The sequence below is a fragment of the Nocardia huaxiensis genome, from assembly GCF_013744875.1.
Taxonomy (GTDB): domain Bacteria; phylum Actinomycetota; class Actinomycetes; order Mycobacteriales; family Mycobacteriaceae; genus Nocardia; species Nocardia huaxiensis.
The window spans coordinates 5,172,364-5,195,874 of the sequence record NZ_CP059399.1; the positions used below are offsets into that span (position 1 = coordinate 5,172,364).

Here is a 23,511-nt window from a genome sequence, read left to right on the forward strand (position 1 = left end):
AGGAGAACAATGCCCCCGATATCGGATCGCGGCGGGATCGGCCTGCGCCGCATGCTCTTCTGGGCACGAGGAGATCGCCGGCGCTTCCTCGCGGCGGCGTCCTGCGCACTGCTCGGCGCCGCCTGCGGACTGATCCAGCCCATCATCGTCACCAGAACCGTCGAACGCGCTGCGGCCCATGCCACGATCGTGCTGCCACTCGCGCTGCTCACCGCGCTGTTCCTGCTCCAGGCCGCGCTCAAAGCCTATTCGACCTACACCTTGGATCAGGCCGGCGAGAGCATCGTCCTGCGGCTGCGCGGCCGGCTGATCGATCACCTACTGCGCCTTCATATTTCGGTCTTCGGCGAACAACGGGTGGGTGACCTCATCTCGCGCGCCACGACGGACACCACGCTGCTGCGGGACGCGATCGCGTACCAGGCCGTCGGAGCGGTCGTCAATTGCGTCGTCGTCGTGGGCGGCGTGACCATGATGGTCGTCCTCGATCCGCTGCTCGCCGCTGTCGTGCTCGTCGTGGTGGTCACCTCGATGAGCGTGGTCGGATCCGTGCTCCCGCGCATCCGGCACTGCGTCGAGGCCGCGCAGGACGCGATCGGCCACCTCGCCTCGGAATTGGAGCGCGTCCTCAGCGGCATTCGCACGGTGCGGATCCACAATCGGGAACCCCGGGAATCGGAATCATTGCGGCGCACCGCACAGCGCATCTACGACCACAATCTGCGGGCCGCCCGGGTGGGAGCCGTGGTGTCGCCGGCCCTCGATCTGGGCGCGCGGGGATCTTTCATCCTGGTGATCATCGTCGGCCTGGCCCGGGTGTCCTCGGGCGCGATGACGATCGGCGATCTGGTCGCCTTCCTGCTGTACGTGGGCTATGTTTCCGGCCCGGCGTCGGGGCTGCTCGACATCGCCCGCGCGGTGCAGACCGGTCTGGCGGCGCTGCGGCGCGTCGAGGGGATACTCGTACTCCCGGCCGAGCGGGATGGCGAGCGTGAGGATTCGCCCGAAACCGGCCGAAATGGCTTGGTGGTGCAGGACATCCGGTTCCGCTATGGCGACCGCACGATCCTCGAGGATGTGTCGATCCGGTTGCCGCACAACAGCTATACCGCCCTGGTCGGCCCGTCCGGCGCCGGGAAATCGACCATGGTCGATCTGCTGACGCGCTTCCGCGAGCCGGAGGCCGGCGAAATACTGCTCGACGGCCGCAGCGCGGCCCGCGGCTACACCCTGGCGCAATGGCGGGCCAAGGTCGGGCTGGTCGACCAGGGCAACAGCCTGATGTACGGCACGCTCCGAGAGAACATCACCTACGGCGTCGACACGGTCGACGAGACGGCACTGCACCAGGTCATCGACATCACCGGCCTGACTTCGATGCTCGACCGCCTGCCCGACGGGCTCGACACGCAGCTCGGCGAACACGGCGCCGCGCTCTCCGGCGGCGAGCAACAGCGAGTCGCCATAGCCCGCGCATTGCTCACGCGCCCCGAGATCCTGATCCTCGACGAGCCGACGTCGCACCTGGACGCCGCCAACGAAGCCCTCCTCGTGCGAACCCTGCGCCGGATCTCGGCCCACTGCATCGTGCTGGTGATCGCGCACCGGCCGGCAACGGTCCGGCACGCCGATCGAGTGGCCGTCCTGGACGAGAGCAGAATCGCCGCCCTCGGCGACTACGAAGAAGTCCGACATCTCTTGGGGCCCAATACATCCCCATTGCCCAACGGTCGGCGTGAACGCTCCCGAGCCGAAATCCGCTGAGGTCTGTACCGAAAGTGTCCGGAGGGGGACTTGAACCCCCACGCCCTAATACGGGCACTAGCACCTCAAGCTAGCGCGTCTGCCATTCCGCCACCCGGACCGGTGATGCCCGATTACCTTAGCGGAGGGGTCGCTGGGAGGGAAATCGGGCTGGGGGCTGGGGGTTTCGCTACTTGATGATGCCGGTCTGGTTGAAGGACTTGAGGGGTTTGTCGGCGTTGGCGGGGAGCTGGCAGAGGCCGTTGACCGAGAGGATCGTGAAATCGACTGCGGTGCCCGCGGGTTCGGCGTCGGAGCCGGATTCCTGCTTGATGAACTTGGTGATGGTCATGCGCCTGTCGTCGGCACCCTGGTTGAGGTATTCGGAGCAGGTGGTGTCGCCGCCCTTGTTGAGGGCGCGGGCGACATCGGTGCAGCCGGAGATCAGAGTGACGGTGAAAGCCGCGGCGGCCACGGGGGCCATCCAGCGCAGGATCGGCATGTGGGGTCCTTCGGGTGCGGGCGGCGGGGGAGGGAGTGCCGCGATCGACCGCAACTGTAGAGGGCCGCCATCGCTCGGCAATCCTGGCTCAACCCTGAGATCGTGGTGAATTGATGTGAGTTGCATCACAATTCACCGCACGTTTCGGGGGGTATTGATGGCATGGTGGGGGCATGTCTGTTGCCTTCGGCGAAACCATTCGAGTGCTCGGTGCTCGCGAGCACAACCTTCGCAACATTTCCGTCGAGATCCCCAAGAACAAAATCACCGTGTTCACGGGGGTGTCGGGGTCGGGGAAGTCGTCCATCGTGTTCGACACCATCGCCGTGGAATCGCAGCGGCAGCTGTACGCCACCTTTCCCGCGTTCATTCTGAACTTTCTGCCGCGGTATGAGCGGCCGCATGCCGAGGCCATCGAGAATCTGACCGCGCCGGTGATCATCGACCAGCAGCCGGTGGGCGGCGGGCCGCGGTCGACGGTCGGGACCATGACCGACATCTACTCCATGATCCGGGCCATGTTCGCGCGGTTCGGTTCGCCGTCAACGGGATTGGTGTACGACTACTCGTTCAACACGCCGCAGGGCATGTGCCCGGCGTGCGACGGGCTCGGGGTGGCGGTCCACGTCGATCCCGACAAACTCGTGGATCGATCGAAATCGCTGAACGAAGGCGCGATTCTGTTGCCCGGATATGCGGTGGGCAGCGGAGATTGGCAGCTGTACGGGAATTCGGGGCGCTTCGACCCGGACAAGAAGCTCGCCGACTACACCGATGCGGAATGGCATGATCTGCTGCACGGCACCGGCGGCAAAGTGGAACTGACTTTCGCCAAGGGGAGCTGGAAGGCCAATTACGAAGGGCTGGCGGACAAATTCACGCGGTCACGGGTGAAACGCGATACCTCGGGGCTGTCGGAGAAGACGCGGGAGCAGATTCAGAAGTTCCTCACCGAGGGGATCTGCACGGCCTGCAATGGTGCACGGCTCAACGAACAGGCCCTCGCCACGAAGATCAATGGACGCAATATCGCCGAGTGGACGGCCCTGCAGATCACCGATCTGCTGGAGGTGCTGGGGGAGATCACCGATCCGGCCGCGCTCGGGCTGGCCGAGGCCACCAGGATCGCGCTCGGACGGGTCGCCGATATCGGGCTCGGGTACCTGAGCCTGGACCGGGCCACCTCGACGCTGTCCGGCGGTGAAGGGCAGCGGCTGAAGATGATCAAGCATTTGGGCAGCACGCTGGTGGGGATGACCTACATCTTCGACGAGCCCAGCGTCGGCCTGCACCCGCGCGATGTCGGGCGGCTCAACCGGATGCTGGAAGCCCTGCGCGACAAGGGCAATACGGTGCTCGTGGTCGAACACGATCCGGATGTCATCCAGATCGCCGACCACATCGTGGATGTCGGGCCGCGCGCCGGAGTACACGGCGGCGAGGTGGTGTTCACCGGCAGCTTCGGCGAGCTCTGTCAGGCAGACACTTTGACCGGGCAGGGCCTGCGGCGCAGCTTCACGGTCAAAGAGGCATTCCGTGCCGGAACGGGCGAGCTGCGCGTGGACAATGCCATCGCACACAACCTCAAGGACGTGTCGGTCGGCATCCCGACCGGCATCCTCACCGCCGTCACCGGCGTCGCGGGCTCGGGCAAATCCAGTCTCATCCGCGACGAATTCCTGTCCCGCTACCCGGATTCCGTCTTCGTCGACCAATCGGCAATCGCTGCCAGTTCGCGCTCCACGCCGGCCACCTACCTCGGGCTCATGGACGGCATCCGCAAACTCTTCGCCAAGGAGACCGGCAAACCGGCGGGCCTGTTCAGCTTCAACTCCGACGGCGCGTGCAAGGAATGCGAGGGCCGCGGCGTCATCATCACCGAGGTCGCCTACATGGACCCGGTCACCACCCACTGCGAATCCTGTGACGGCCGGCGCTTCTCCGATGAGGTGCTCGCACTCACCCTGCGCGGCAAGTCGATTGCCGACGTGCTGGAGATGTCGGCGGAGGAAGCCGTCGAGTTCTTCCCGGAAAGGGCATTGAATGCCAAGTTGCGCACCATGATCGAAGTCGGCCTCGACTACCTCAGCCTCGGCCAGGCCATGAGCACCCTCTCCGGCGGCGAACGCCAGCGCATCAAACTCGCCACCCAACTGCAGAACACCGGCAGCGTCTACGTCCTCGACGAACCCACCACCGGCCTGCACATGTCCGACGTCGACACCCTGCTGACCCTCATGGACCGCCTCGTCGAACGCGGCAACACCGTCATCGTCATCGAACACAACCTCGACGTGGTCGCCCACGCCGACTGGGTCATCGACCTCGGCCCCGACGGCGGCAAGAACGGCGGCGAGATCGTCTTCACCGGCACCCCCGCCGAACTCCTCGCCGATCGGGACTCACTGACGGGTGAATACCTGCGGCGGTACAAGAACGGCTCGGGCCTTCACCAAAAATAGGAGACGACGCCGAGCCCCCGCTCGCGGGCGAGCATCATCACCGTGCCCCAGTCCCTCATCAGGTCGGTGAAGGTCTCGAACTCCCGCATGCGGGGTTCGTATTCGTAACGCAGGTGCGGGTCGATGTACGGGTGCAGATCGTCCAGGCGGGGCGATAACCGCGTCCACACGTCGGCCAGAACCTCGGCGGCGGCGGGCGAGTAGGACGAGATCAGCGGCTCCTCCTGGATGACCGCTGTGGCGGGGCTCCACTGCTGTGCCGCAGCAGGATCGGTCGTCACCAACCGTTCACAGACGCCGTCGAGAAATGTTTGTGCGTCCTGCATGAATGGTTCGTCGAAGTTGTCGTCGTACTCGTGGGGGGCGGGGCATACCTGATGCGTGCAGGCTCCGTGCGAGTACGCCGATCGGCCGAGGTACCAGCAGCAATCCCGAGTTCGGCTCCATACGGATTCGAACTCCCGGAGCCAGTTGTAGCCGTCGGCGCGGAAGTCGTACTTCGCGATCCAGCCGTCGACGTGCCACCGCAATCGATCAGGGTCGGTCTCGCGCCACTGCACGGCCTGTGAGTTCATCAGGAGTTGGTCGGCCGCAAAGTAGTCGAAGCGGTCCTGTGGCCGCCGCGGCTGCGGGAGAGTCGGGCGAATCAATTCGATCTCCCGTGCGAAGCGCGGCCAGTCGGCGATATAGACGGCCAGGTACAGGCCCATGGTTCACCTTCCTGGAAGGGGGAGCCGGCGGATTTCGCAGAAGCGGGGGATGAATCGGTCCGTTTCCGGCACGCCGGTCAGGCGGCACAGTGCGGCGATGAGCAATCCGTGTGTGATCCAGATGGTTTCGCGGGGCGGGTCGGCCAGCACGGCCTCCGCCGCCGCGAGCGCCGTGGCGGAGAGCCTGCGCTCATCGATCATGCGCCGCACGGTCTGCCGGTCGGAGGTCTGGTCGACCTCGTTCAACGCCGGGTATTCCGTCATTGTCACCAATCCGGCGGCCAGCGCGGTCTCGCGTGTGCGCGCCATTCCTGAGACCGCCACCTCGATTGCTGCGCAATCGATTCCGTGTTCCTGTCGCAGGGTCTGCCCCATCAGGGCGGCCTGTTGCCGGCCGAACTCCATCAGCCTCGCGTCCGCCGCGCCGAACGCGGGCGTACCGAGATTGTGCCGATTATTGGCCTCGGAAAGCCCATGCCGTACAACGAGAACCGCCATGCCGCATCTTGACACGCGAATGCCTGACGAATCGACAGGATTTCGCGGCGTCGGCGAGGCGCCCCGATCAGTCGGGGGTGCGCGCGCCGATCTCGTCCGCGTGCGCGATCCGGCCCACGATCAGGCGGTTGAGCCAGGCGGGCGAGAAGGACATGGCGGTGTTGAGGACCTTGGTCTGCAAGCCCACGAGGACGTGCGGCTGTGCCAGAGTCCGCTTGTGCGACACCGTATTCCACACTTCGGCGGCGACATCCTCCGGGCTGATGTGCACGCCCAGCGTCTGCGCGCTCTTCGAGCCCCGATTCACCTCGTTCATCATGGCGGTGGAGACGAACAGCGGGAGTACGTCGTGGACCGCGACGTCCAGGTCCCGCCATTCCAGATCGAGCGCTTCGGTGAGACTGCGCACCGCCGCCTTGGACGCGCCGTAGGCGGCCAGGCCCGGTTGACCGTAGAGCGCCGAGGCGGAGGCCATGTTCACGACATGACTGCCCGGGGTGCGACGCAGATGCGGCAGGGCGGCATGGCAGCCATTGAGCACGCCCTTCACGTTCACATCGATGATGCGATGCTGATCGGTCAGCGGGATCTCCCCGAACGCGCCGGAGGCGAGAATGCCCGCATTGTTCACCAGCGCATCCAATCGTCCTGTGCGGCTGGTGAATTCGGCCAGCGCCGGGGTCCACTGCCCGGGATCGGTGACATCGAGGCGTCCCGCGATCGCGCGTTCACCGAGACTGTTCGCGACGGCTTCGGCGGCGGGCAGATCGATGTCGTACACGCCGACAGCCCATCCTTCGGCGGCAAATCGCTCGGCGATGGCGCGGCCGATGCCCGCACCCGCCCCGGTGATGAAAACTGCGCGCGGCGTCATTGCTCGCTCCTTCGGTCCCTGGTCGACAACTCATCGTCTCCGATGAAGCAAACCGCTTCAGCTCGGGGATGCGAACCTGTGCGGTGGCGGCGACGCCGAGAGTCAAGGATTCGGCCGGAGGTGCCGCGAAACCCTCAGCCGCCGTGGGCCGAACGGCTCAGCAGCGCGGCATTCGCTTCCGATTCCGCCGCCGAGGCCGCGCGCCACACCCGCGCCTCGCTGGTGTGGCCGCGACGGTCCAGGACCGCGGCCAGCCCCGCCATCGCACGCACGTCACCGTGGTCGGCGGCGGTGCGCCACCAGTATTCGGCATCGGCCAGCTCGCCCTGCCGGAAGCGCACCACCGCGAGGTCGTAGGCCGCGCCGAGATGCCCGAAACCCGCTGCCTGCGACCATAATTGGCAAGCCTGCGTCATATCCCCGCGATTGTGCATGGCCACGCCGAGGTCGTAGAGCGCGTCCCGATAGCGGCTGGCATCCGGATCCGGCTCCGGCGCCACTGGAGTGAGCGCGGTGCTCACCTCGACCACCAGCTCCCCGAAATCCGCCGGCCCGATCCCGGTGCTGCAGTGCAGCACCGTGCACGTGCGTTCGCGCGTGATGAGCATCCCGTAGTTGCCCGCCCAGGAGACCACCGCCTCCGATTCGTCCACCCACACCGGGGTCAGCGTGATGGCGGCGTCGGGTCCGGCCGGGCACACCTGTAGGTCGATGCCGCCGGACATGGCATCGCTCCACACATCGACACCGCGCATGCGCCGTCCGCCGAACGACACGTGCCCGCCGTCCACGGCCAGCCCGATGCCGATCCCGCGCACGCTCGCCGGGGGCGCGGCCGTTCGCAGCCGCAGCGAGACCGTGGTGGGGGAGATGCCCACGACCATCGAGTGCATCGGATACACCTTGGCCCCGTTCCAGGTCACGGGTTCGGCGCTGTCGTACCGGTCGGCGAGGGTGATCTCCGCTTCCGGCCACTCGACGTACTGATACCGCCCCGTCATCTGCCCCGCCTTTTCCGGTGCCACGTGTCGTTTGCGGCCCACCGTAGTCCTCTCGGCGGCCGGTGAACCCCGTATTTGCCAGGTGTTTCGCCCAGCAAACATCTGGTCGTCCGACCTGCGTCAAGCGGCCTTCCGGGCCCGGTAGCTCGACCTATCCGGCAGGTCCGGCCGGTGTGTCGTACCGGATGTCGGCTCGGTGTCATGTTGAATGACGCCGAACTACCAGCGAACGAGTGAAAGGTAAGGACATATGGCTCTGCCCACCATGACCCCCGAACAACGCTCCGAGGCGCTGGCCAAGGCCGCCGCGGTGCGCAAGGCCCGCTCGGAATTGATCGCGCAGGTCAAGAAGGGTTCGGTCTCTCTGGCCGAGGTTCTCAAGCGGGCTGACAAGGAAGACCTGGTCAAGAAGACGAAGGTGGCCGCAGTCATCAAGGCGCTTCCGGGCATCGGCCCTGTCAAGGCGGCCAAGCTGATGGACGAGGCGGAGATCCCCGCCGACCGCCGCATCGGCGGCCTGGGTTCCCGGCAGCGCGCCGCGCTGCTGGAGGCGTTGACCCACTGACGCCGGGGGGTCGCCGGCCGGGCCGAATCAGAGCCCGGCGGCAACCTTCCCCGTCACGATGTCGCTCAGCAAACGCGCCCGAAACGGGCCGATTTGGTCCACACGGTGTCATCCGATAACCTTGCTGAGCACCACCGGTCCGGGTGGCGGAATGGCAGACGCGCTAGCTTGAGGTGCTAGTGCCCGTATTAGGGCGTGGGGGTTCAAGTCCCCCTCCGGACACAACAGGGCGTGAATCTCTTTCCAGTAGAAGGAGATTCACGCTTTTCTTATATGCTCGACCGAGTAGTTGTTCCGCATACCGAAGGACCCCGCCGTGTCGGAAGCGTTCGACTGGTCTTCGCCCAAGACTTACAGCCAGGTCGTCGACATCGACGACTACCTGGCCATGCCGGAAGACCTCTCCCGCACCGTTGAGGTCAAAGACGGGATGATCGTCTTCTGCGAGTCGCCCTCACCCAATCACAACGCCATCTCCCGCAACATCGAACGCGCCCTCGCCGACGGCGAGATGAAGCGGGCTGTGCGGGAGCCGTGTCTTCGAGTCAACCGCGACATCGACATGCTGGTGTCGGAGGTCCCGTTCCACTACAAGCGACCCGACGCGATCGTCTATCGCTGTATAGACGAGCCACGTTCACGCTGGAAGACCAAACCCGTCATCGCCGATACGATTCTGGTGGTCGAGGTGGTGTCACCGACGACCGTCACGGCCGACACCATCGACAAACGTGCCGAGTATGCCCGCTACGGCATTCAGCACTACTGGATTGTCCGTATGGCGAACGACGACGGTCCGGCGATTTCCATCGAAATGCTCGCACTCGATTCCGACGGTCGATATGCCTCCAACGGGTTCCGCAATCGCACCGACCACCTCACCGCGATCGACACCATCACACCATTCCCGATCGTCCTCAGCTGGGAACAGCTCGACGAGGGAATCGACTGACTTAGGAGGCTCGGGTTTACGTCCCCGGGCGCCGGACACTTTGGAAGAGCCTCTCTTGAATTCAAGGGAGGCTCTTTTCACTGTGTCTCCGGTCGGCCCGCGTGAGTCTCGGTGCTCATCTGCTCGAGGTACTCGGCGGCGCCGCGGATGCGCGGGCATGGTGGGGTGCAGGTTGCGTGGAGTTTCACGATGCCTTGTGCTCGGCGGACACCGTCGACGTAGGAGTCTTCGCAGTAGTCGTTGATCCAGTTCATGGGGCTCCCTCGAATCGTCGGGTGGGCCACGCTGCCCGATGTCGCCCTCTGTGCCATCGGCCGACGCGTCCCGCTGCGGGTACGTAGAGGCACCCTTGCCCGTCGATGTGGGTGAGTCGGAGAAACCGGGCGTCACCTCCTCGGGAAGTTCCGACATATCCCCATATGGACAGCGCGGTGAGTGTTGTTACGAGTGCGATCAGTGCAGGGAGGCCAACGGGTTCACCATTGCCGCTGCCGCCAAGCTTGTGGATCTTTCGGCTTCGGCACTACAGCGGGTCGAGGCGGGACAGACGCAGAAGGTGCGTAAACAGGACGTGCGTGCGCTCTGCGAGGTGTATGGCGTCGGCGCCGAGGAGCTCGGTGCCGCAACAGATTTGGCGACTCTGGCCCGTACTCAGAGTTGGTACCACGCGTATGGGGGCCTGTACTCCGAGGCGTTCAACATGTACACCGGACTCGAAGCTGCGGCACGACGTCTTGTCACCTATCACGAGCACATTCCCGGGCTGTTGCAGACCGCGGACTACGCGCGAGCGGTGATCAGTGCCTTTCCAGGTTTCACCGGTGCCGCCGACGTCGATCGGCGGGTCGAGCATCGAATGCGACGCCAGGCCATCGTCACTCGCAAGACGCACCCCGTCGCCTTGGAGGTGTTGCTCCACGAGTCCGCGTTGCGGCGGGTGATCCGCCCGCCTTTCACTCTGAGCTACCCGATCAACAGCACGCTCCCAGCGAGGTGTAGGGGTTCAAGTCTCCCTCCGGACACTGTGGAAAGAGCCTCTCCCGAATTCAGGAGAGGCTCTTTCTCTTGCGCCTCCGGTCATTTCGCGCGGGTTCTCTGCGTGTCGCAGAGGATTTGAGAGTACGTTGCCAGCTCGTGGCCGACTCTCCGTCGAATCCGCATGACGCCTATTTCAGGCAGGTGCTATTCCAACCGGTCAACGCCGTGGGTGAGTTGCGGGCGGTGCTGCCGGAAGCGGTTGCGGTGCGGGTGGATTGGGATGGGCTGGACTTGCAGCCGGGAAGTTACGTGCCCGAGGAGCTGCAGTCGAGGTTCAGCGATGTGTTGGTGAAACCAGCGGTGCTGATCTGGGGCCTGTTGTCGACGAATTGGGTCCCCAGGCCAAGGAGGTCATCGTGACGATCGCGGATCAGCTGCGAGCCGAAGGTGAGGCGCGAGGTGAGGCGCGGGGTGAGGCGCGGGCGCGGATCGAGATGGTGCTCGAGCTTCTTGCCACGAAGTTCGGGCCGTTGCCGGCGTGGGTTTCGAGTCTCGTTCGGGGCGGGGACGCGGAGCAGCTGCGGATCTGGGCAGGGCGGGTGATCCGGGCCGAGAGGCTCGACGACGTGTTTCAGCGGTAAAGCACCACCCGCTGCCGCCAGCGTCGATCGGCGGGTCGAGCATCGAATGCGACGGCAGGCCATTCGTCGCCCGCAAGACACACTCCGTCGCCTTGGAGGTGTTGCCGCCGTTGGAGCTGGGTGTCAGTTCGTTCGTGTGAGTGCGTGTTCCAAGGCTGCGGCCACCTGGTCGAGGGGCTCGGTGGTGTCTTCGGCGCGGCACAGGACGAGAGCGCCTTCCATTCCGGCGATGAGCAGGGTGGCCAGGTTGGTGGCGGTGTCGTCGTCGAAGCCGTTGCGTTGCAGGCATTCCCGGAACGGGGTGCGCCAGCGGCGGAAGATGTCGCGGGTCAGAGTGTGTAGCGCGGGTTCGTCCGGTCCCGCGCCGAGGGTGATGGCGGCGACGGTGCAGCCGGGGGGCTGCTCGCCGCCGGTCATGACGAACTTGGTGGCGGCGAGGATGGCGTGCATGGCCGGTACCGGGTCCTGGGTCGCGCAGACCGCGGCGATGGCCGGGGAGACCATGCTGTCGACGGAGGCGAGGACCTCGGTGGCGACCTCGGCCTTTCCGCCGGGGAAGTGGTGGTAGATGACGCCGCGGTTGGCTCCGGCGGCTTCGGCGATCTCCCGGATGCCGGTCCCGGCGTAACCGCGGCCCCGGAACAGCAGGGCGGCCTGGGCGATCATGCGCTGGCGTGTATCGCGTGCCACGGGTGCGTGCCTCTCCCAACCTTGACTATGTCGATCGGCATAGACGATACTCGCCGCATTCTATGTCGATCGACATAGTGGGACGCGGTGACCAGCAGGCCGCCGCGCAGGGAAGGAATAGTCCGATGGTCAGCTCTGTACGTGCCGCGGTGCCGCGTTATCTCGCCCAGGTGTGGCGTTCCCCGGGACAGATCCTGCTGCTGGTCCTGTCGGTGTGGTTCGTCAGCAACGGCCCCGTCGCGTTCGCGATGAACCCGAGCTTGTCCTTCGGTGCCCGCATGCATTCGTGCACGGTCATGGTGTTCGGGTTCATTCCGGTCACCGTCAATGGGTGGCACGCGCTGTTCCACTTCGTCACCGGCATCGCCGGACTGTTCGCCGCCCGCACCGCGCGTTCGGCATTGTGGTACGGAATCGGTTGCGGCTGGTTCTATCTCATTGCCGCCGGACTGGGTCTGGCCGGTGGCGACAACGTGCTCGGGTTCATGGCCGTGGACACCTTCGGCAACTGGATTCACGCCGCCGAGGGCGGACTGGCTCTCACTGCGGCGGCCCTGACCACCGCCGTCACTCCGGCACCGCTGGCACGCCACAACCCCCGCCTGAAGTAGGAGCAGTGCCAGTCGGGGCCGTACGTCTCAGCTGCCTGCCGCGGCGGTCGGTGGGCGGTAGGCGGCGAGGAACACTTCGACGCCGGCATCGGCGTAGTGATCCAATTCGGCGTCGCTGAAACGGGTTTCGTCACCGCAGAACATCACCTTGTTGACCGGAACGGACACGACCAGCCAGGTGAAGTGATTCGCCGCCAACTCCGGCTCGCGGGTCTGCAGCAGGCCGCGTTCGGTGAGCTGGGCGAAGCATGACGCCAGCATTGCGTGGACCCGTTCGGGACCGGCCTCGAAATAGGCGCGGCCCAGCTGAGGGAACCGGCCGGCTTCGGCGATGACCAAGCGCCGGACCCGCAGTTGGGCGGGCCGGGTCAGCAGGTGGACGAATCGGTGGGCGACCGTACGCAGTGTGGTCTCGACGTCGTCGGTGGTGGCGAGCTCGCCGATGGCTTCGCGGAAGACCTGGTCGATCCCGCCGAGGCGGTCGAACACGATCTGCTCGAACAGCTGGTCCTTGCTGCCGAATCGCTTGTAGATCGTCTGTTTGGACGAGCCGGCGACTTTGGCGATCTCGTCGGTCTTCGCGCCGAGGTAGCCGTCGCGCAGGAAGACCTCCATCGCGGCTTCCATGATCCGGCGGCGTGCTTGTTCGGCGGCGCTGCCCGCCACGAGATCGGGCGCGGTATCGGCCGGGGTCATCGAGCCTCCTGATGTCGAATTCGCGGATCTGTTGACACCTTCCCGAGGGTACCGTACCGTTCAGTTCACCCGGAACCGTACTGTACGGTACACCCTCATTCGAGTCGAGGACCCGCTATGCGCAAGATCATTTCCAGCCTGTTCGTCTCCGCCGACGGCGTCGCCGAAGCCCCCGAAGCCTGGCACTTCCCCTACTTCAACGACGAGATGGGCGCCGCGATCGGTGCGGGCATGGGCGCCTCCGATGCGATGCTGCTCGGCCGTGTCCAGTACGAGGAGTTCGCCGCACACTGGCCCACCAGCGACGACGAGTTCGCCGGCTTCATGAACAATCAGAAGAAATACGTCGTCACCACCACCCTCGTCGAGGCCACCTGGAACAACACCGAGATCATCACCGGCGACATCGAGGCCGAGCTGACCGCGCTGAAAGCCTCCGCGGGCGGTGACATCGCCATCACCGGCAGCCTCACCCTCGTGCAGTCCCTGCTCCGCGCCGGACTGCTCGACCAGCTCCAACTGTTCGTCCACCCCGTCGTGCTGGGCAAGGGCGCCCGCTGGTTCGACAAGCTCGACGACACGGTCGGCCTGGAACTGGCCTCGGCCGAGGTGTTCAGCACCGGTGTCATCAACCAGATCTACACCCCGGCGAAATAGCCTCCACCACAACCGAACCCAGTCAGGGGCGCAAGAGGGCCGGTGCCCGGGCAACACATCTCAGGCAACGAGAACCGGGCAGCGATCTCGTCCAGGGGCCGCCAGGACGGCGGGGCCGTTGGTGTCCAGGTGCGCGCGGGCGCGGTCGGCGCGCGGACTGGCGAGTCGCACCAGCCACGGTAGCCGCTCATGCCCTGGACTTTTGTCGACGAAGAATCTCTCGAATTCTTGAATGTCTATACGAACCGGAGTCCAGCGCTACTGTAATCCGCGTGCATTGATATTTTCTGACAATTGGACGCGAATGCGAATCGGACCGGCGTGCGCGGTGTAAACCGTGCGATCGTTCGGCTCGCCGCGGTCGTTATGTCAGCGTCCAGCGGTGTGTGTTCGCCATCACATGGCCGATCTCGGTGGTCGTCCATCGGTGATCGGTCGAGGAAAAATGGGCCGGGTGCTGCCGGGAATTGACGGGTGAGCTAACCCCCGGCATATGCACAAAAGGGTTGCACAAAATACGTTTGATTGACATGCCGTACCCCCGCTGATTTTTGACAGTATCCCGTCCATGAGAAAGAAGCGGTGGGCGCAAAGTGGCGCCCTCTCTCGCTGCCGACCGCGGCCGCGCAGCTATCGCCTGGTGCTCGCCCTGTCGGTCGCGCTGTGTGCGGCGATGCTCGGCGACCCCGCCATCGGGCACTCCGATCCGGAACCGGTCAGCGCGGCGACCGACCGGCAGGAGCAGACGCTGTGGACGCGCGACGGCATCGTGGTGTCCCACGTGAGTTACCTGCTGCCGCTGCCGGCGAGCGCCGCACCGCATCCGGCGGCCTGCGACCGGGTCGGATATCTGCGGTATCGCCCGGCTGACGGGCCCGCTGATTCCGCTCGGGCCGACCACATCGTGGTGCAGGAACAGGGGCTCGGCGGCGGCGCGGTGAACTCGGACAGCGTGGCCGCCAATACGGTGCGGTCGGCGCGGTCGATGGGGCAGCACATCGAGTTCTGGGCGCTGTCGCGCCGAAGTGCCTGCCTGGATGAGACATTCGGGTTCGACTACGCGCTGCGCAGCGGCGACTATCTGGACGCGGTCGACTACTACTTCAACGGCAAGGTGCTCGACGGGCAGCGATTCGACGGATTCAAGTCCAATGATCAGCTGGCGGTCCTGGACGCCATGGGCATGGAACGCGTGCTGTGGGATCAGCTCGAGGTCATGCGCTACGAGGTCCCGGAACGGGCTGTGCGGCAACAGAAGTACGTGTGCACCGGGATCTCGCTGGGCGGACTGGTCACCGGGTTCTTCGCGGACTGGGATTTCGGGGCGGCGGGCTTCGGGGCGGACCAGTGTGCCGCGTTCGCCGCGCAGGACAGCATGGCCTCCTCGGATCCGGTAGCGCTGCAGAGCATTCCGGTTCTGCGGGAGATCGCCGACGCCGTGGTCACCCCACTCGACGGGGTCTTCCAAACCGGGTTCCGTGCGGGTGTGCTGCCGCGCACCTTCGGGCCGGTCCCGGTACTCGGGACGAGAACGTTCTTCCTGCTGCGGTTGGCGGGACTGGCCGCGCACCTGGATCCCGACGGCGAGAGCAGGCTGCTCGCGCATCTGCCCCACGACCTCGAACTCGACGCCACACTGAACTTCCTGGCCGCACCGACCTGGTCCGGGTTCGCGACGAATGGGGCCGACGGGTCCGGCAGCATCCGCGACTTCCGATTCACCAATACGGCGCTGCTGGGCATGCTGATCGACAACAACTCCGTGAACTTCACGCTGTTCCAGCAGGGCGTCGGCGCACTCGATGGCGGACCGGTGATGGCCAAGTCGTTCCCGACTCCCGGTGAGGTGGCGCAGATTCCGCTGTTCGGCTCGTTCCTGCGCATGAGCGCGGGCACCCAGCAGCGCGTGTTCCCCACCGACCGGAACGCCCTCTACACCTGGCGCAACTACGACAATGTGCGCGGAATCCCTTTCACCGCACCGAATCACGAGGTCGCCGACATCCGCGACGCGGCGCGCCAACTCGCCACCGGCGCCCCGTACGCCTATTGGGAGACCTACTTCCCGCTGCGTCTGGTGATCGATATCGCCGCGGGTTACGGCGGATCCCGCACCGGCGAACTGGCGGCATTGCGCGGCCGGTCGCTGGCCCGCACGAAGCCCTACTTCGTCGCCTTCGCCGGAGACAGCATGGTGCAGACCGGTATCGGGACGTTCTTCCCCGCCCCGGCCACCGCACAGGTGGTCACGCTGCCGGGCTACAACCACATCGACACGATCGGCGCGGCCGCGGTGCAGAACGACGGGCAGCCCGACTACAGCGGTCATCAGCTGGCTCTGTTCGTGAGGAGCCTGGGATGAGAAGGGCCGCACGTACTTTCGTGCTCGTGCTGGCCGTGCTGTGCGGGTCGGCGGTGCTGGCCGTCCCCGCGCCGGCGGCCCCGGCCCTCGGCGGGCCCGATCGCGTGGAGACCCAGCCGCTCACCGGTGATCCGGGCCTGGGCGACGATATCGAGGCCACCGTGGTGCGCCTGCACTATCCCAGCCCGTTCTCGACGATGGCGCATCCGGAAGCGTGCGACTGGATCAGCTTCATCCGCTACCGCGCCAAGCACGGTCCCGCCGACAGCGCCGACGCCGATGCGGTGTTCAGTGTGCAGCCGGGCACCTACTCCGGTGCGGCGAGCATGAATATCCAAGCGCCGCAGGTGATTCGGAAGGCCGCCGAGAAGGGCAAGTTCGTCGAGTACATCTCCCTGGAGCGCCGCGCCAACTGTGCCGAGGACCGCACCGGCTGGGACGCCGCCCAGCGCGCCGGGGACTACCGGGTGGCCGCGGACTACTACTTCCGGGGCGGGCAGGTCGAGGGTCGCACCTACCGCTATCAGGGTTCGCAGGATCTCGCCTTCCTCGGCGAGTATGGCCTGGCGCTGACCCTCGACGACTGGCGCGTGGTGATCGAGCATCTGCTGCCCGATCCGGCGCAGCGCACCAAGAGTTTCTGCGGCGGTCACTCGCTGGGTGCGTTCCTCACCGGCCCGATGATGGCCTGGAACTTCGCCGGGGACCCCGGCGTCTCCGACGCGTCCGGGTTCAATCTGTGCGGCGGCGGCATCGTCCCGGAGGACGGTTTCGCCATGACCGATCCGGCGGGTCTGTCCGGCACCGGTCTTATCGACCAATTCGCTTCGGCCGCAGGCGGTCTGCTCAAGAACGCGGTCAACCTGCTGTTACAGAACGGCCTGGGCACCGCGCAGTGGCCGGTGCTGTCCGCCTCCGAGATCATGAACGCCTACCAGCTTGCCGGTATGGCCGCCGACCAGGACCCGAACGGTGACAGTGAGCTCGCCGCCCTGGTCCCGGCGGATCTGCGCGCCGAGCCGTGGATGCGCCTGATGTACGGCAAGGACTACCTGGACCTGTTCACCGGCGCGAACCTGCCCCGCGACTACAAGCTGACCAACACCTCGGCCCTGGGCATGCTCTTCGACCAGAACTCCGCCGAATACGTCATGCAGGCCGGACTGGGCTTCTACGACTGCGCGACCACCGGCAAAACGTATCCGGTTCCGAATGGCCTGGCCTCGGTCCCGATCCTGGGTCCGACCCTGTTCATCATTCCGCTGCGAGTCGGCTACGGCCAGAACTACGTCCCCACCGACCACAACACCCGCTGCGGCTGGCGCAATTACGACCAGGTCTGGCCGAGCAGTATCGACGGACCGGACCTCGGGCGCGGCACACCCACCGACAGCGACCATGAGGTCACCGACATCCGCCAGTTCGCCCACGCCATGAATCCCGGCTGGCAGCCCGTCGACTTCTTCGAGCAGTACACCCCGCTGCGCCTGATCACCGACATGATCTTCGCCATGGGCCTGGGCCGCGACGGCGACCTGTCGAATATGCAGTACCGCACCGGCGGCATCCTGAATTTCCTGCTGCACGGCGACCGCTGGCAGTCCACCCCCGCCGGCCGCCGCAACCTCACCCTCCTCGCGGGTGACTCGCCGTTGCAGAACGCCGGATACGCGGGACTGCTGCCCTACAACGCGAAACTCATTGCGGGATACCGTCACTACGACATCGTCACCGCCGCCGAAACCCAGAACAGCGGCGTCCCCGAGTTGGCCAGCACCTATATCGCCAACTTCCTGATCGCCCCCGCGTAACCCCACGCGCGGAGGGAAGCAGGAGCCGCCCGGACTTCCTCCCGGGCGGCTCCTGCACTGCGGAGGCGTCGAGATCCACATCCGTTGGGACTTCGCCCTTTTCGATGACGGGCCAAGGCTCTCGGAACACCTGCCGAAAAGGAGCATTCAATGGCTGCGAAGTTCACTGCGATGAGACGAACAGTGGTGATCGCCGCGGTCGCCGCGACCCTGGCGGGCGTCGCACCCGAGGTGGTCGGTGACGCCGAGCCCCTCGGCGCGCCCGCGAGCCCCGACGACAAACGCTGCGCCGAGCCCGTCTCGAACACGGTCACCGACCGCGAGGATCCCGAAGCGGCCGGCTTCGATCCGGCGGCGTTGAGTGCCGCAATGGATTTCGGCGCCGCCCGGGGCGCCATCGCCCTGCAGGTGTATCGGCACGGCTGTCTGATCAGCGATCGCAGCACTGCCCGGAATGTGCCGATGCCGCTGGCCAGTGGGACGAAGGGCATTCTCGCGTGTGCGGTCGGGCGCGCGATCACGTTGGGCCACTTCGGACTCGACGACCCGATCGGGAACTTCTTTCCCGATGCCGACCCCGCGCATGCCGCGATCACCGTGCGGCAGATCCTGACCCAAACCACGGGTCTGCACTTCGGCTGGACCAACGACTTGGCCGGTTATGGCGTCGATCCGGTGCGTCAGAGCCTGAACCTGCCGATCGAACACACTCCGGGCACGAAGTTCCAATACGCGCAGGGCGTGCTGACCGTGCTCGCGAAGATCGTCGAAATCACCAGCGGGCTCGACTTCCAGGACTTCGTGCAACGCGAACTGATGGGGCCGCTGGGTATCGAGCGCCAGCACTGGCTGTGGTTGCGAGATCGTGCCGGGAACACCGTGGTGTCGGGTGGGCTGGCCATGCGCCCGGACGATTTCGCGCGGTACGGCCGGCTCATGCTGCAGAACGGCGTGTGGCAGGGCCGAACCCTCCTCGACCCCGACTTTGTGCGCCAGGCCGCCGCACCCACGGCCGCGAACGGCGGCTACGGCTTTCTGCTGTGGACCAATGTCGGTGACACGCACTGGGGTTCGTTTCCCGGTCCGCGGGCGCGCGTCCACGAACACCCGATCCTGCCGGGGTCTCCCCGCGACGCCTTCGCGTTCTCCGGTGCGCTGGGTCAGCTCGCGGTCGTCATCCCCAGCCTCGACATGGTGATCGTCCGGCATGGAATCCCGGTCCGAATCAACCCGCGCGACCTCAGCGCGAACCTCACCGGGACCGGCAATCCCGACAATCAAGAACTCGTCCGCCGGATCACCGCCGCGGTGACCGATGTTCCCCCCGCCACGCCCGACGACCCGTACCGCTACGACGACAGCACCGGACCGGTGGTCAGCAGCATCGAGGACCTCACCTATTGGGCCGATGCCGGGAACCTGGTCGGCACGTTGCTCGGCACGGGAGCCTATGCCGGAGACTGCAATATCGTCTCCTGCGACGGCTCGCTGATATCGACCGATGTTTTCAACTGGTTCATCGACGCGGCCGGTCAACTCGCGCTGGTTGCGGGCGGGCTCGGCAACGGCCCACGCTGAACCACCCTTCGGCGCGGATCAGGTGTGAGCGTCTTCGCCCGACCATGTCCACACCGCGCGAATCGGTCCGTCGAGCAGGCTGCGGCCCAGCGCGGTGAGTTCGAATTCGGGTGCGGGCGTTGTGGTTCCGCTGCCGCGACGGACGACCAGTCCCTGTGCCACGAGGCGGCCCAGGGTGCCGGTGAGCGCCGTGTCGCTGATGCCGGGCAACTCGTGCTTGATCGCGGCCCGGCGGCGCGCGCCATTGTCGAGCGCCGTCAGAGCGGAAAGGTCCCATCGGCGGGTGAGCACGCCTCGCACGGTGCGGAGCAGGGAATCGACGCTACTCCGGTCTGTTTCGTCGAGGGTCGCCGATTCGTTCCTTCGGTCCGTGAGTTGGGCTTTCAAACGTGCCGAGGGTTGCCATCGGGCGGCGAGGCCGTCGACATCGGTCCAGGTGCGCATTGCCGTCGGGGAGCGCCGCTGCGGTACGGCCAGTTTCAGTGCTCGCTTGAGCCCGGCCCGGTCGAGATCGCCCATATAGGCGGGTGTTCCGGGTTGCTGCCGCCAGGATGTCGCCAATCCGCCCGCATCCACGGGATCGAATCCGAGATCGTCGACCAGGTGCATGATGACGTGCTTCTCCGGGTCTTCGGGCCCCGCCACGGGTACCGCGATGCGCCCGCTGCTGCGTGGGCGACGCCCGGCGCGTTCCAGGGCGAAGGGATGGAGAGTATTGAAGGCCTTGAAGGTGCGTCTGGCCAGGGTGGCCGCGACCCACATGGTGTCGGCGACGTCGGCGTCGAGTCCGGCCAGCGGGCCGTCGCGTTCCGGGCGGTAGTTCCCCGCGTCGATTACCGAAGGCCCGTCGGGGTCGCGGAAAACGGTGCGGGCCAATGCCGGGATCGCGCGGTAGGGCACGGCCAGAAAGATCAGGTCGACCTCGTGGGCCAGCTCTTCGGCGCTGGTCGCGACGACCCCGGGCTCGCCGGCGAACTCGCCGGCGAGGGCCGAGGGGGTTCCGGAGTTGGCGATCCGGGTCGGGTAGCGTGCGCGGGCCAGCTTGCGTGCGAGGGTGCCGCCTACGGCCCCCGCCCCGAGCACGCCGATGCGGGGGCGAGGACTGCCGAGTGCGCGCGGAGGTTGTCCACGCCGGCCAGACGCGTCCGACATCGATGGCTTCCGGTCAGCAGTTCGGTCGCGGCGGTGCGGTCAGCTGCGCACCCGTATCCATGCCGGCCCGGGTGAACGTGCCGGATTGTGTTCCCCACCAATTGTTTCCGGCGCTGACCGGGATGCCGGTGATGTCGACGCCGTCGCTGGAGGCCACACAGTTGCCTCCGGTGCTGCCGAGCGCGCCGCCGCCGAAGTCGACGACGGGCTCGGCGATGGTTCCGTCGCTACTGGCGCGGATCGCCGCGCCGGCGGCGCCGGTGATGGTGCTGTTCTCCATCCGGCCGTGCAGGGTGGCGAGATTGCCGACATTGAGGATATTGAGGCCGTTGGCCGCGGCACCGGCGATCGTGGTGTCGCGGATGTCGAAGCTCATGCGCGCCCGCGCGGGCTGCGGCCCGTCGGGGACGTAGGTGACGACGGCGAGCCCATCGGCCGAGCAGTCGCGCAGGTCGCTGTTCCGCACGGTCAGCTCGGTGGCCGAGTCTCGGCCGAATCCGGTGGTGACCAGGCAGCTGCCGAGGTTGGCCGGCACGATCGGGTTGAGCATCGCGGCGGGAAAGTGCGACCGCGACGCCCGGACGCCGTCGAGGGTCAGCGCATGTGCGGCGGCGTCGGGGCTGAGGTTGTAGCTTTCGATCACATCGCCGGTGACATCGTCGAAACTGCTGTCGGTCACGATGACCTCGCTGGTGGGTGAGCCGCTGGTGGTGACGTATTCCAGCCCGTTGGCCGAGAAATTTCCGCTGCCGTGGCGGAAGGTGTTGCGGTCGATCCGCACGCTCATGTGCGAGCGGTCGACCGGGTTGATGAACACGCCTTCACTGTCGGCGAACAGATTCGTCGGCTGGTTACCGGCCAGGGCGATGCCGGTCTGCGTATTGCCGGTCAAGGTCGCGGTGAGCGAGGAGTCGTCCTTGCTCTGCAAGCCCATGGCCAGCACGGACAGTTTGGCCAGGCCGATATTGATATTGCTCACCGTATTGTCGGACAGTTCGGCGGTGACGACGCTGGAACCGAAGGTGCGCACATCGATACCGTCGCCGCACCCGGTGTCGTGTACCCGGTTCGCGGTGATCCGCGCGCTGCCCGACGATCCGGGGTAGTCGAGCATGACCGCCGCGAAACCATTGTTGAGGATGACGAAATCGGGCAGTTTCGGCAGTGTCTTCCGGACGGCGATCGCGGCCGGAATCTGGAACGGCCCGATCATGAAGCCGTCGTGGCAGAGCCGATTGGTGCCGGAGATGTCATTGCCCTCGACCACGACATCGGTGGCGTCGAGACCGTAGATACCGGCCCGCGTCGCGCCGTCGAGGACGAGGTTGCGGACTGCGGTTCCCGGCGCGAGTCGGACCACGTCACCGGCGATATTCGTGGTGTTGGTCAAGCGCGGCGACGGTGCGCCCGGTGGCAGGGCGGTGACCGGCGCGCCGCCGCCGATCAACTGCTGCCCCGGTTTGAGAACGATCCCGCCGTCCAGTGGCGGCAGGTCGGCGGGGGCGGGGTCGATGATGATGATGTCGCCGGGACCGGACACACGTTCGACCGTGCCGAGGGAATCGAACGGCCGCTCCGCGGATCCGTCACCGGCTCCCGCCCCGGCCCGGACATGCCAGGTGCCGGGTTCGGCGGGTTGGGCTGCGACGGTGGACCATCCCGGCACCAGAAGCGAGAGCGTGACGGTTGCGGTCGTGACGAAAGTGCTTGTGCGCATGGGGATTTCTTTCCGGTCTAGTGCGGAGTCGTGTTCAGGTAGACCGTCATGACTCCGACCCTGGGCACGGCGATGTCGAGCCGGCCGTCGCGGTTGAAGTCGGCCAGCACCGGGGTCTGGGCGAGCGGGGGTCCCGGGAGTTCCAGGACCTGGGTGGGCTGGTCGGTGCCGTTGCCGAGGTAGATGCGCATGGGGCTGAGCACTTCCAGGACACGGCTGGCGACGAAGTCCTCCCGGCCGTCGTTGTTGAGATCGCCGACGGCGCCGGCCACCGGCCCGACACCGAGGTAGCGGTTGCTCGAGGGCAGCAGGCCGGTGCTGAATCCGCCCTTGCCGTCGGCGAGAGCGCTGGTGAGCGAGAAGCTGAACGAGCCCAGCGACAGCACGTCGTCATACGGATCGTCGTCGAGTTTGATGGCCTGGACGTCCTCGGGGATCAATCCGCTGAGCAGCACGGTGCCCGATACGGTGAACCGCCCGTGCCCGTCGCCGCGCAGTGCGATGACCGTGCCCAGGGCCGAGTCGAGCACATAGAAATCCTGGTTCGCGTCGCCGTCCAGATCGGCCAGGGTGGTCGTGCCGATGACGGTCGAGGGCATCGGGCTGATCGGGCCGCCGGTGAAATGGCCGAGGCCGTCGTTGAGCAGGGTCCGCATGGACAGGATGCCCGCCGAGGCGACGTCGAGATCGCCGTCATTGTCGACGTCGGCCAGTACCGCCTGCAACTGCCCGGCAAGCAGCAGCGGGTAGAGGTCCGGTCCGCGGAAGGTGCCGTCGCCGTTGCCGAAGAACACGAAGATGTTGAACTCGCCGGTCGCGACGATGTCCTGATTGCCGTCATGGTTGAGATCACCGGCGGCGACCGCCTGGGCGCTCGGCGCGCCGAGAATCAGTCGCGGCCACTGGAATTGGCCGGTCCCGTCGTTGAGGAACAGGTTCAAGCCGATGTCGACGCCCCAGTCGCGGGCTTCCACCAGATCGGGTGCGCCGTCGTTGTTGAAGTCGGCCGCGACCATATTGACCGCCGCGGGCCCCGGGCCCGCCACGTCGAAGGACGGAATGATCTGCGGGGCAGCGAAAGTCGGCACGACCGACGGCTGCGGGTCGGCGGTCGCGGGTGGGGGCTGCATCCATCCGGCAGCCACTGTCACGATGCCCGCTGCCGCGAGCCCAACCGAACGTTTCATGGGGTTGTGCCTCTCCCTCGCCCGCGCGCCTCGTTGCGTGCGTGGCCATGGCGCACAGCGACATTCGCCGAGGTGGGGGTCCCCGCCGTGGGTGGCGGCAAGTAAAGTACTCCGGAGTATGTCA

Annotated in this window: 23 protein-coding genes and 2 tRNA genes; 13 read left to right on the forward strand and 12 right to left on the reverse strand. The window is 66.3% G+C overall.

Annotated features, from left to right (window positions below; all coding sequences use genetic code 11):
* Nucleotides 1–9: 9 nt before the first annotated feature.
* Nucleotides 10–1,764, forward strand: a complete 1,755-nt coding sequence (locus H0264_RS23230) for an ABC transporter ATP-binding protein (protein WP_181579500.1) — start codon at nt 10–12, stop codon at nt 1,762–1,764.
* Between the two features lie 15 nt (nt 1,765–1,779).
* Here the strand turns inward: H0264_RS23230 and H0264_RS23235 are convergent.
* Nucleotides 1,780–1,864, reverse strand: a tRNA-Leu gene (locus tag H0264_RS23235).
* A gap of 69 nt (nt 1,865–1,933) precedes the next feature.
* Nucleotides 1,934–2,245 carry a hypothetical protein gene (locus H0264_RS23240; protein ID WP_231085551.1) on the reverse strand — a complete coding sequence of 104 codons (312 nt, stop codon included), beginning with the start codon at nt 2,243–2,245 and terminating at the stop codon, nt 1,934–1,936.
* A gap of 173 nt (nt 2,246–2,418) precedes the next feature.
* Here H0264_RS23240 and H0264_RS23245 point away from each other — a divergent pair, with 173 nt between their 5' ends.
* Nucleotides 2,419–4,707, forward strand: coding sequence for an ATP-binding cassette domain-containing protein (locus tag H0264_RS23245; RefSeq protein WP_181579501.1), 2,289 nt, complete (start codon nt 2,419–2,421; stop codon nt 4,705–4,707).
* Here the strand turns inward: H0264_RS23245 and H0264_RS23250 are convergent.
* The 4 genes from H0264_RS23250 to H0264_RS23265 all read right to left on the reverse strand — a co-directional run bounded on the left by H0264_RS23250 (nt 4,695) and on the right by H0264_RS23265 (nt 7,790).
* Entirely contained in the window at nt 4,695–5,417 is a 723-nt protein-coding gene (locus H0264_RS23250) for a hypothetical protein (protein WP_181579502.1), read from the reverse strand. The two genes, H0264_RS23245 and H0264_RS23250, sit on opposite strands and share 13 nt — an antisense overlap.
* Nucleotides 5,418–5,420: 3 nt before the next feature.
* Nucleotides 5,421–5,915 carry a phosphoglycerate mutase family protein gene (locus tag H0264_RS23255; RefSeq protein ID WP_181579503.1) on the reverse strand — a complete coding sequence of 165 codons (495 nt, stop codon included), beginning with the start codon at nt 5,913–5,915 and terminating at the stop codon, nt 5,421–5,423.
* Between the two features lie 67 nt (nt 5,916–5,982).
* Nucleotides 5,983–6,789, reverse strand: a complete 807-nt coding sequence (locus H0264_RS23260) for an SDR family oxidoreductase (protein ID WP_181579504.1) — start codon at nt 6,787–6,789, stop codon at nt 5,983–5,985.
* A 134-nt stretch (nt 6,790–6,923) separates the two neighbouring features.
* Nucleotides 6,924–7,790, reverse strand: coding sequence for a tetratricopeptide repeat protein (locus tag H0264_RS23265; protein WP_181579505.1), 867 nt, complete (start codon nt 7,788–7,790; stop codon nt 6,924–6,926).
* A 250-nt stretch (nt 7,791–8,040) separates the two neighbouring features.
* Between H0264_RS23265 and mihF the strand changes: the two genes are divergently transcribed.
* From mihF to H0264_RS23280, 3 genes are all read left to right on the forward strand, one after another.
* Nucleotides 8,041–8,355: an integration host factor, actinobacterial type gene (gene mihF / locus H0264_RS23270; protein WP_181579506.1), complete on the forward strand. Its 315-nt coding sequence runs from the start codon at nt 8,041–8,043 to the stop codon at nt 8,353–8,355.
* A gap of 137 nt (nt 8,356–8,492) precedes the next feature.
* A tRNA-Leu gene (locus H0264_RS23275) sits at nt 8,493–8,577 on the forward strand.
* A gap of 94 nt (nt 8,578–8,671) precedes the next feature.
* Nucleotides 8,672–9,307 carry a Uma2 family endonuclease gene (locus H0264_RS23280; protein WP_181579507.1) on the forward strand — a complete coding sequence of 212 codons (636 nt, stop codon included), beginning with the start codon at nt 8,672–8,674 and terminating at the stop codon, nt 9,305–9,307.
* Nucleotides 9,308–9,384: 77 nt separating this feature from the next.
* Here the strand turns inward: H0264_RS23280 and H0264_RS23285 are convergent, their stop codons facing one another.
* On the reverse strand, nt 9,385–9,561 hold the full coding sequence (locus H0264_RS23285; RefSeq protein WP_181579508.1) for a hypothetical protein: 177 nt from the start codon (nt 9,559–9,561) through the stop codon (nt 9,385–9,387).
* Nucleotides 9,562–9,599: 38 nt separating this feature from the next.
* Here H0264_RS23285 and H0264_RS39350 point away from each other — a divergent pair, with 38 nt between their 5' ends.
* Genes H0264_RS39350 through H0264_RS23300 form a run of 3 tightly spaced genes read left to right on the forward strand, consistent with a single transcriptional unit; the run spans nt 9,600 to nt 10,926 of the window.
* Nucleotides 9,600–10,424 carry a Scr1 family TA system antitoxin-like transcriptional regulator gene (locus tag H0264_RS39350; RefSeq protein WP_420831984.1) on the forward strand — a complete coding sequence of 275 codons (825 nt, stop codon included), beginning with the start codon at nt 9,600–9,602 and terminating at the stop codon, nt 10,422–10,424.
* Nucleotides 10,425–10,441: 17 nt separating this feature from the next.
* Entirely contained in the window at nt 10,442–10,705 is a 264-nt protein-coding gene (locus H0264_RS23295; protein WP_181579510.1) for an Rpn family recombination-promoting nuclease/putative transposase, read from the forward strand.
* Complete coding sequence (locus H0264_RS23300; RefSeq protein WP_181579511.1) at nt 10,702–10,926, forward strand: hypothetical protein; 225 nt, start codon at nt 10,702–10,704, stop codon at nt 10,924–10,926. The genes H0264_RS23295 and H0264_RS23300 overlap by 4 nt, the downstream gene beginning before the upstream one ends.
* 123 nt (nt 10,927–11,049) lie before the next feature.
* Here H0264_RS23300 and H0264_RS23305 read toward each other — a convergent pair whose 3' ends face one another.
* Nucleotides 11,050–11,616 carry a TetR/AcrR family transcriptional regulator gene (locus H0264_RS23305; protein WP_181579512.1) on the reverse strand — a complete coding sequence of 189 codons (567 nt, stop codon included), beginning with the start codon at nt 11,614–11,616 and terminating at the stop codon, nt 11,050–11,052.
* A 125-nt stretch (nt 11,617–11,741) separates the two neighbouring features.
* Here H0264_RS23305 and H0264_RS23310 point away from each other — a divergent pair, with 125 nt between their 5' ends.
* The gene (locus H0264_RS23310; protein WP_181579513.1) at nt 11,742–12,227 is read left to right on the forward strand and encodes a DUF4383 domain-containing protein; all 486 of its coding nucleotides are present in this window, start codon (nt 11,742–11,744) and stop codon (nt 12,225–12,227) included.
* 27 nt (nt 12,228–12,254) lie between these two features.
* Here the strand turns inward: H0264_RS23310 and H0264_RS23315 are convergent, their stop codons facing one another.
* Nucleotides 12,255–12,923 (reverse strand): TetR/AcrR family transcriptional regulator, encoded by a 669-nt coding sequence (locus tag H0264_RS23315; protein ID WP_181579514.1) that lies wholly within the window; start codon nt 12,921–12,923, stop codon nt 12,255–12,257.
* 117 nt (nt 12,924–13,040) lie between these two features.
* Here H0264_RS23315 and H0264_RS23320 point away from each other — a divergent pair, with 117 nt between their 5' ends.
* The 4 genes from H0264_RS23320 to H0264_RS23335 all read left to right on the forward strand — a co-directional run bounded on the left by H0264_RS23320 (nt 13,041) and on the right by H0264_RS23335 (nt 19,331).
* Nucleotides 13,041–13,580, forward strand: coding sequence for a dihydrofolate reductase family protein (locus tag H0264_RS23320; protein ID WP_181579515.1), 540 nt, complete (start codon nt 13,041–13,043; stop codon nt 13,578–13,580).
* A gap of 568 nt (nt 13,581–14,148) precedes the next feature.
* Nucleotides 14,149–15,942 (forward strand): hypothetical protein, encoded by a 1,794-nt coding sequence (locus tag H0264_RS23325; protein WP_244975920.1) that lies wholly within the window; start codon nt 14,149–14,151, stop codon nt 15,940–15,942.
* Complete coding sequence (locus tag H0264_RS23330; protein ID WP_181579516.1) at nt 15,939–17,753, forward strand: hypothetical protein; 1,815 nt, start codon at nt 15,939–15,941, stop codon at nt 17,751–17,753. Before H0264_RS23325 ends, H0264_RS23330 begins: the two co-directional genes overlap by 4 nt.
* Nucleotides 17,754–17,924: 171 nt before the next feature.
* Nucleotides 17,925–19,331, forward strand: a complete 1,407-nt coding sequence (locus tag H0264_RS23335; protein ID WP_181579517.1) for a serine hydrolase domain-containing protein — start codon at nt 17,925–17,927, stop codon at nt 19,329–19,331.
* Between the two features lie 18 nt (nt 19,332–19,349).
* Here the strand turns inward: H0264_RS23335 and H0264_RS23340 are convergent, their stop codons facing one another.
* Genes H0264_RS23340 through H0264_RS23350 form a run of 3 tightly spaced genes read right to left on the reverse strand, consistent with a single transcriptional unit; the run spans nt 19,350 to nt 23,387 of the window.
* The gene (locus tag H0264_RS23340) at nt 19,350–20,483 is read right to left on the reverse strand and encodes an NAD(P)-binding domain-containing protein (RefSeq protein ID WP_181579518.1); all 1,134 of its coding nucleotides are present in this window, start codon (nt 20,481–20,483) and stop codon (nt 19,350–19,352) included.
* 13 nt (nt 20,484–20,496) lie between these two features.
* Entirely contained in the window at nt 20,497–22,200 is a 1,704-nt protein-coding gene (locus H0264_RS23345) for a right-handed parallel beta-helix repeat-containing protein (RefSeq protein ID WP_181579519.1), read from the reverse strand.
* Nucleotides 22,201–22,217: 17 nt separating this feature from the next.
* Nucleotides 22,218–23,387, reverse strand: coding sequence for an FG-GAP repeat domain-containing protein (locus H0264_RS23350; protein WP_181579520.1), 1,170 nt, complete (start codon nt 23,385–23,387; stop codon nt 22,218–22,220).
* Nucleotides 23,388–23,511 lie beyond the last annotated feature (124 nt).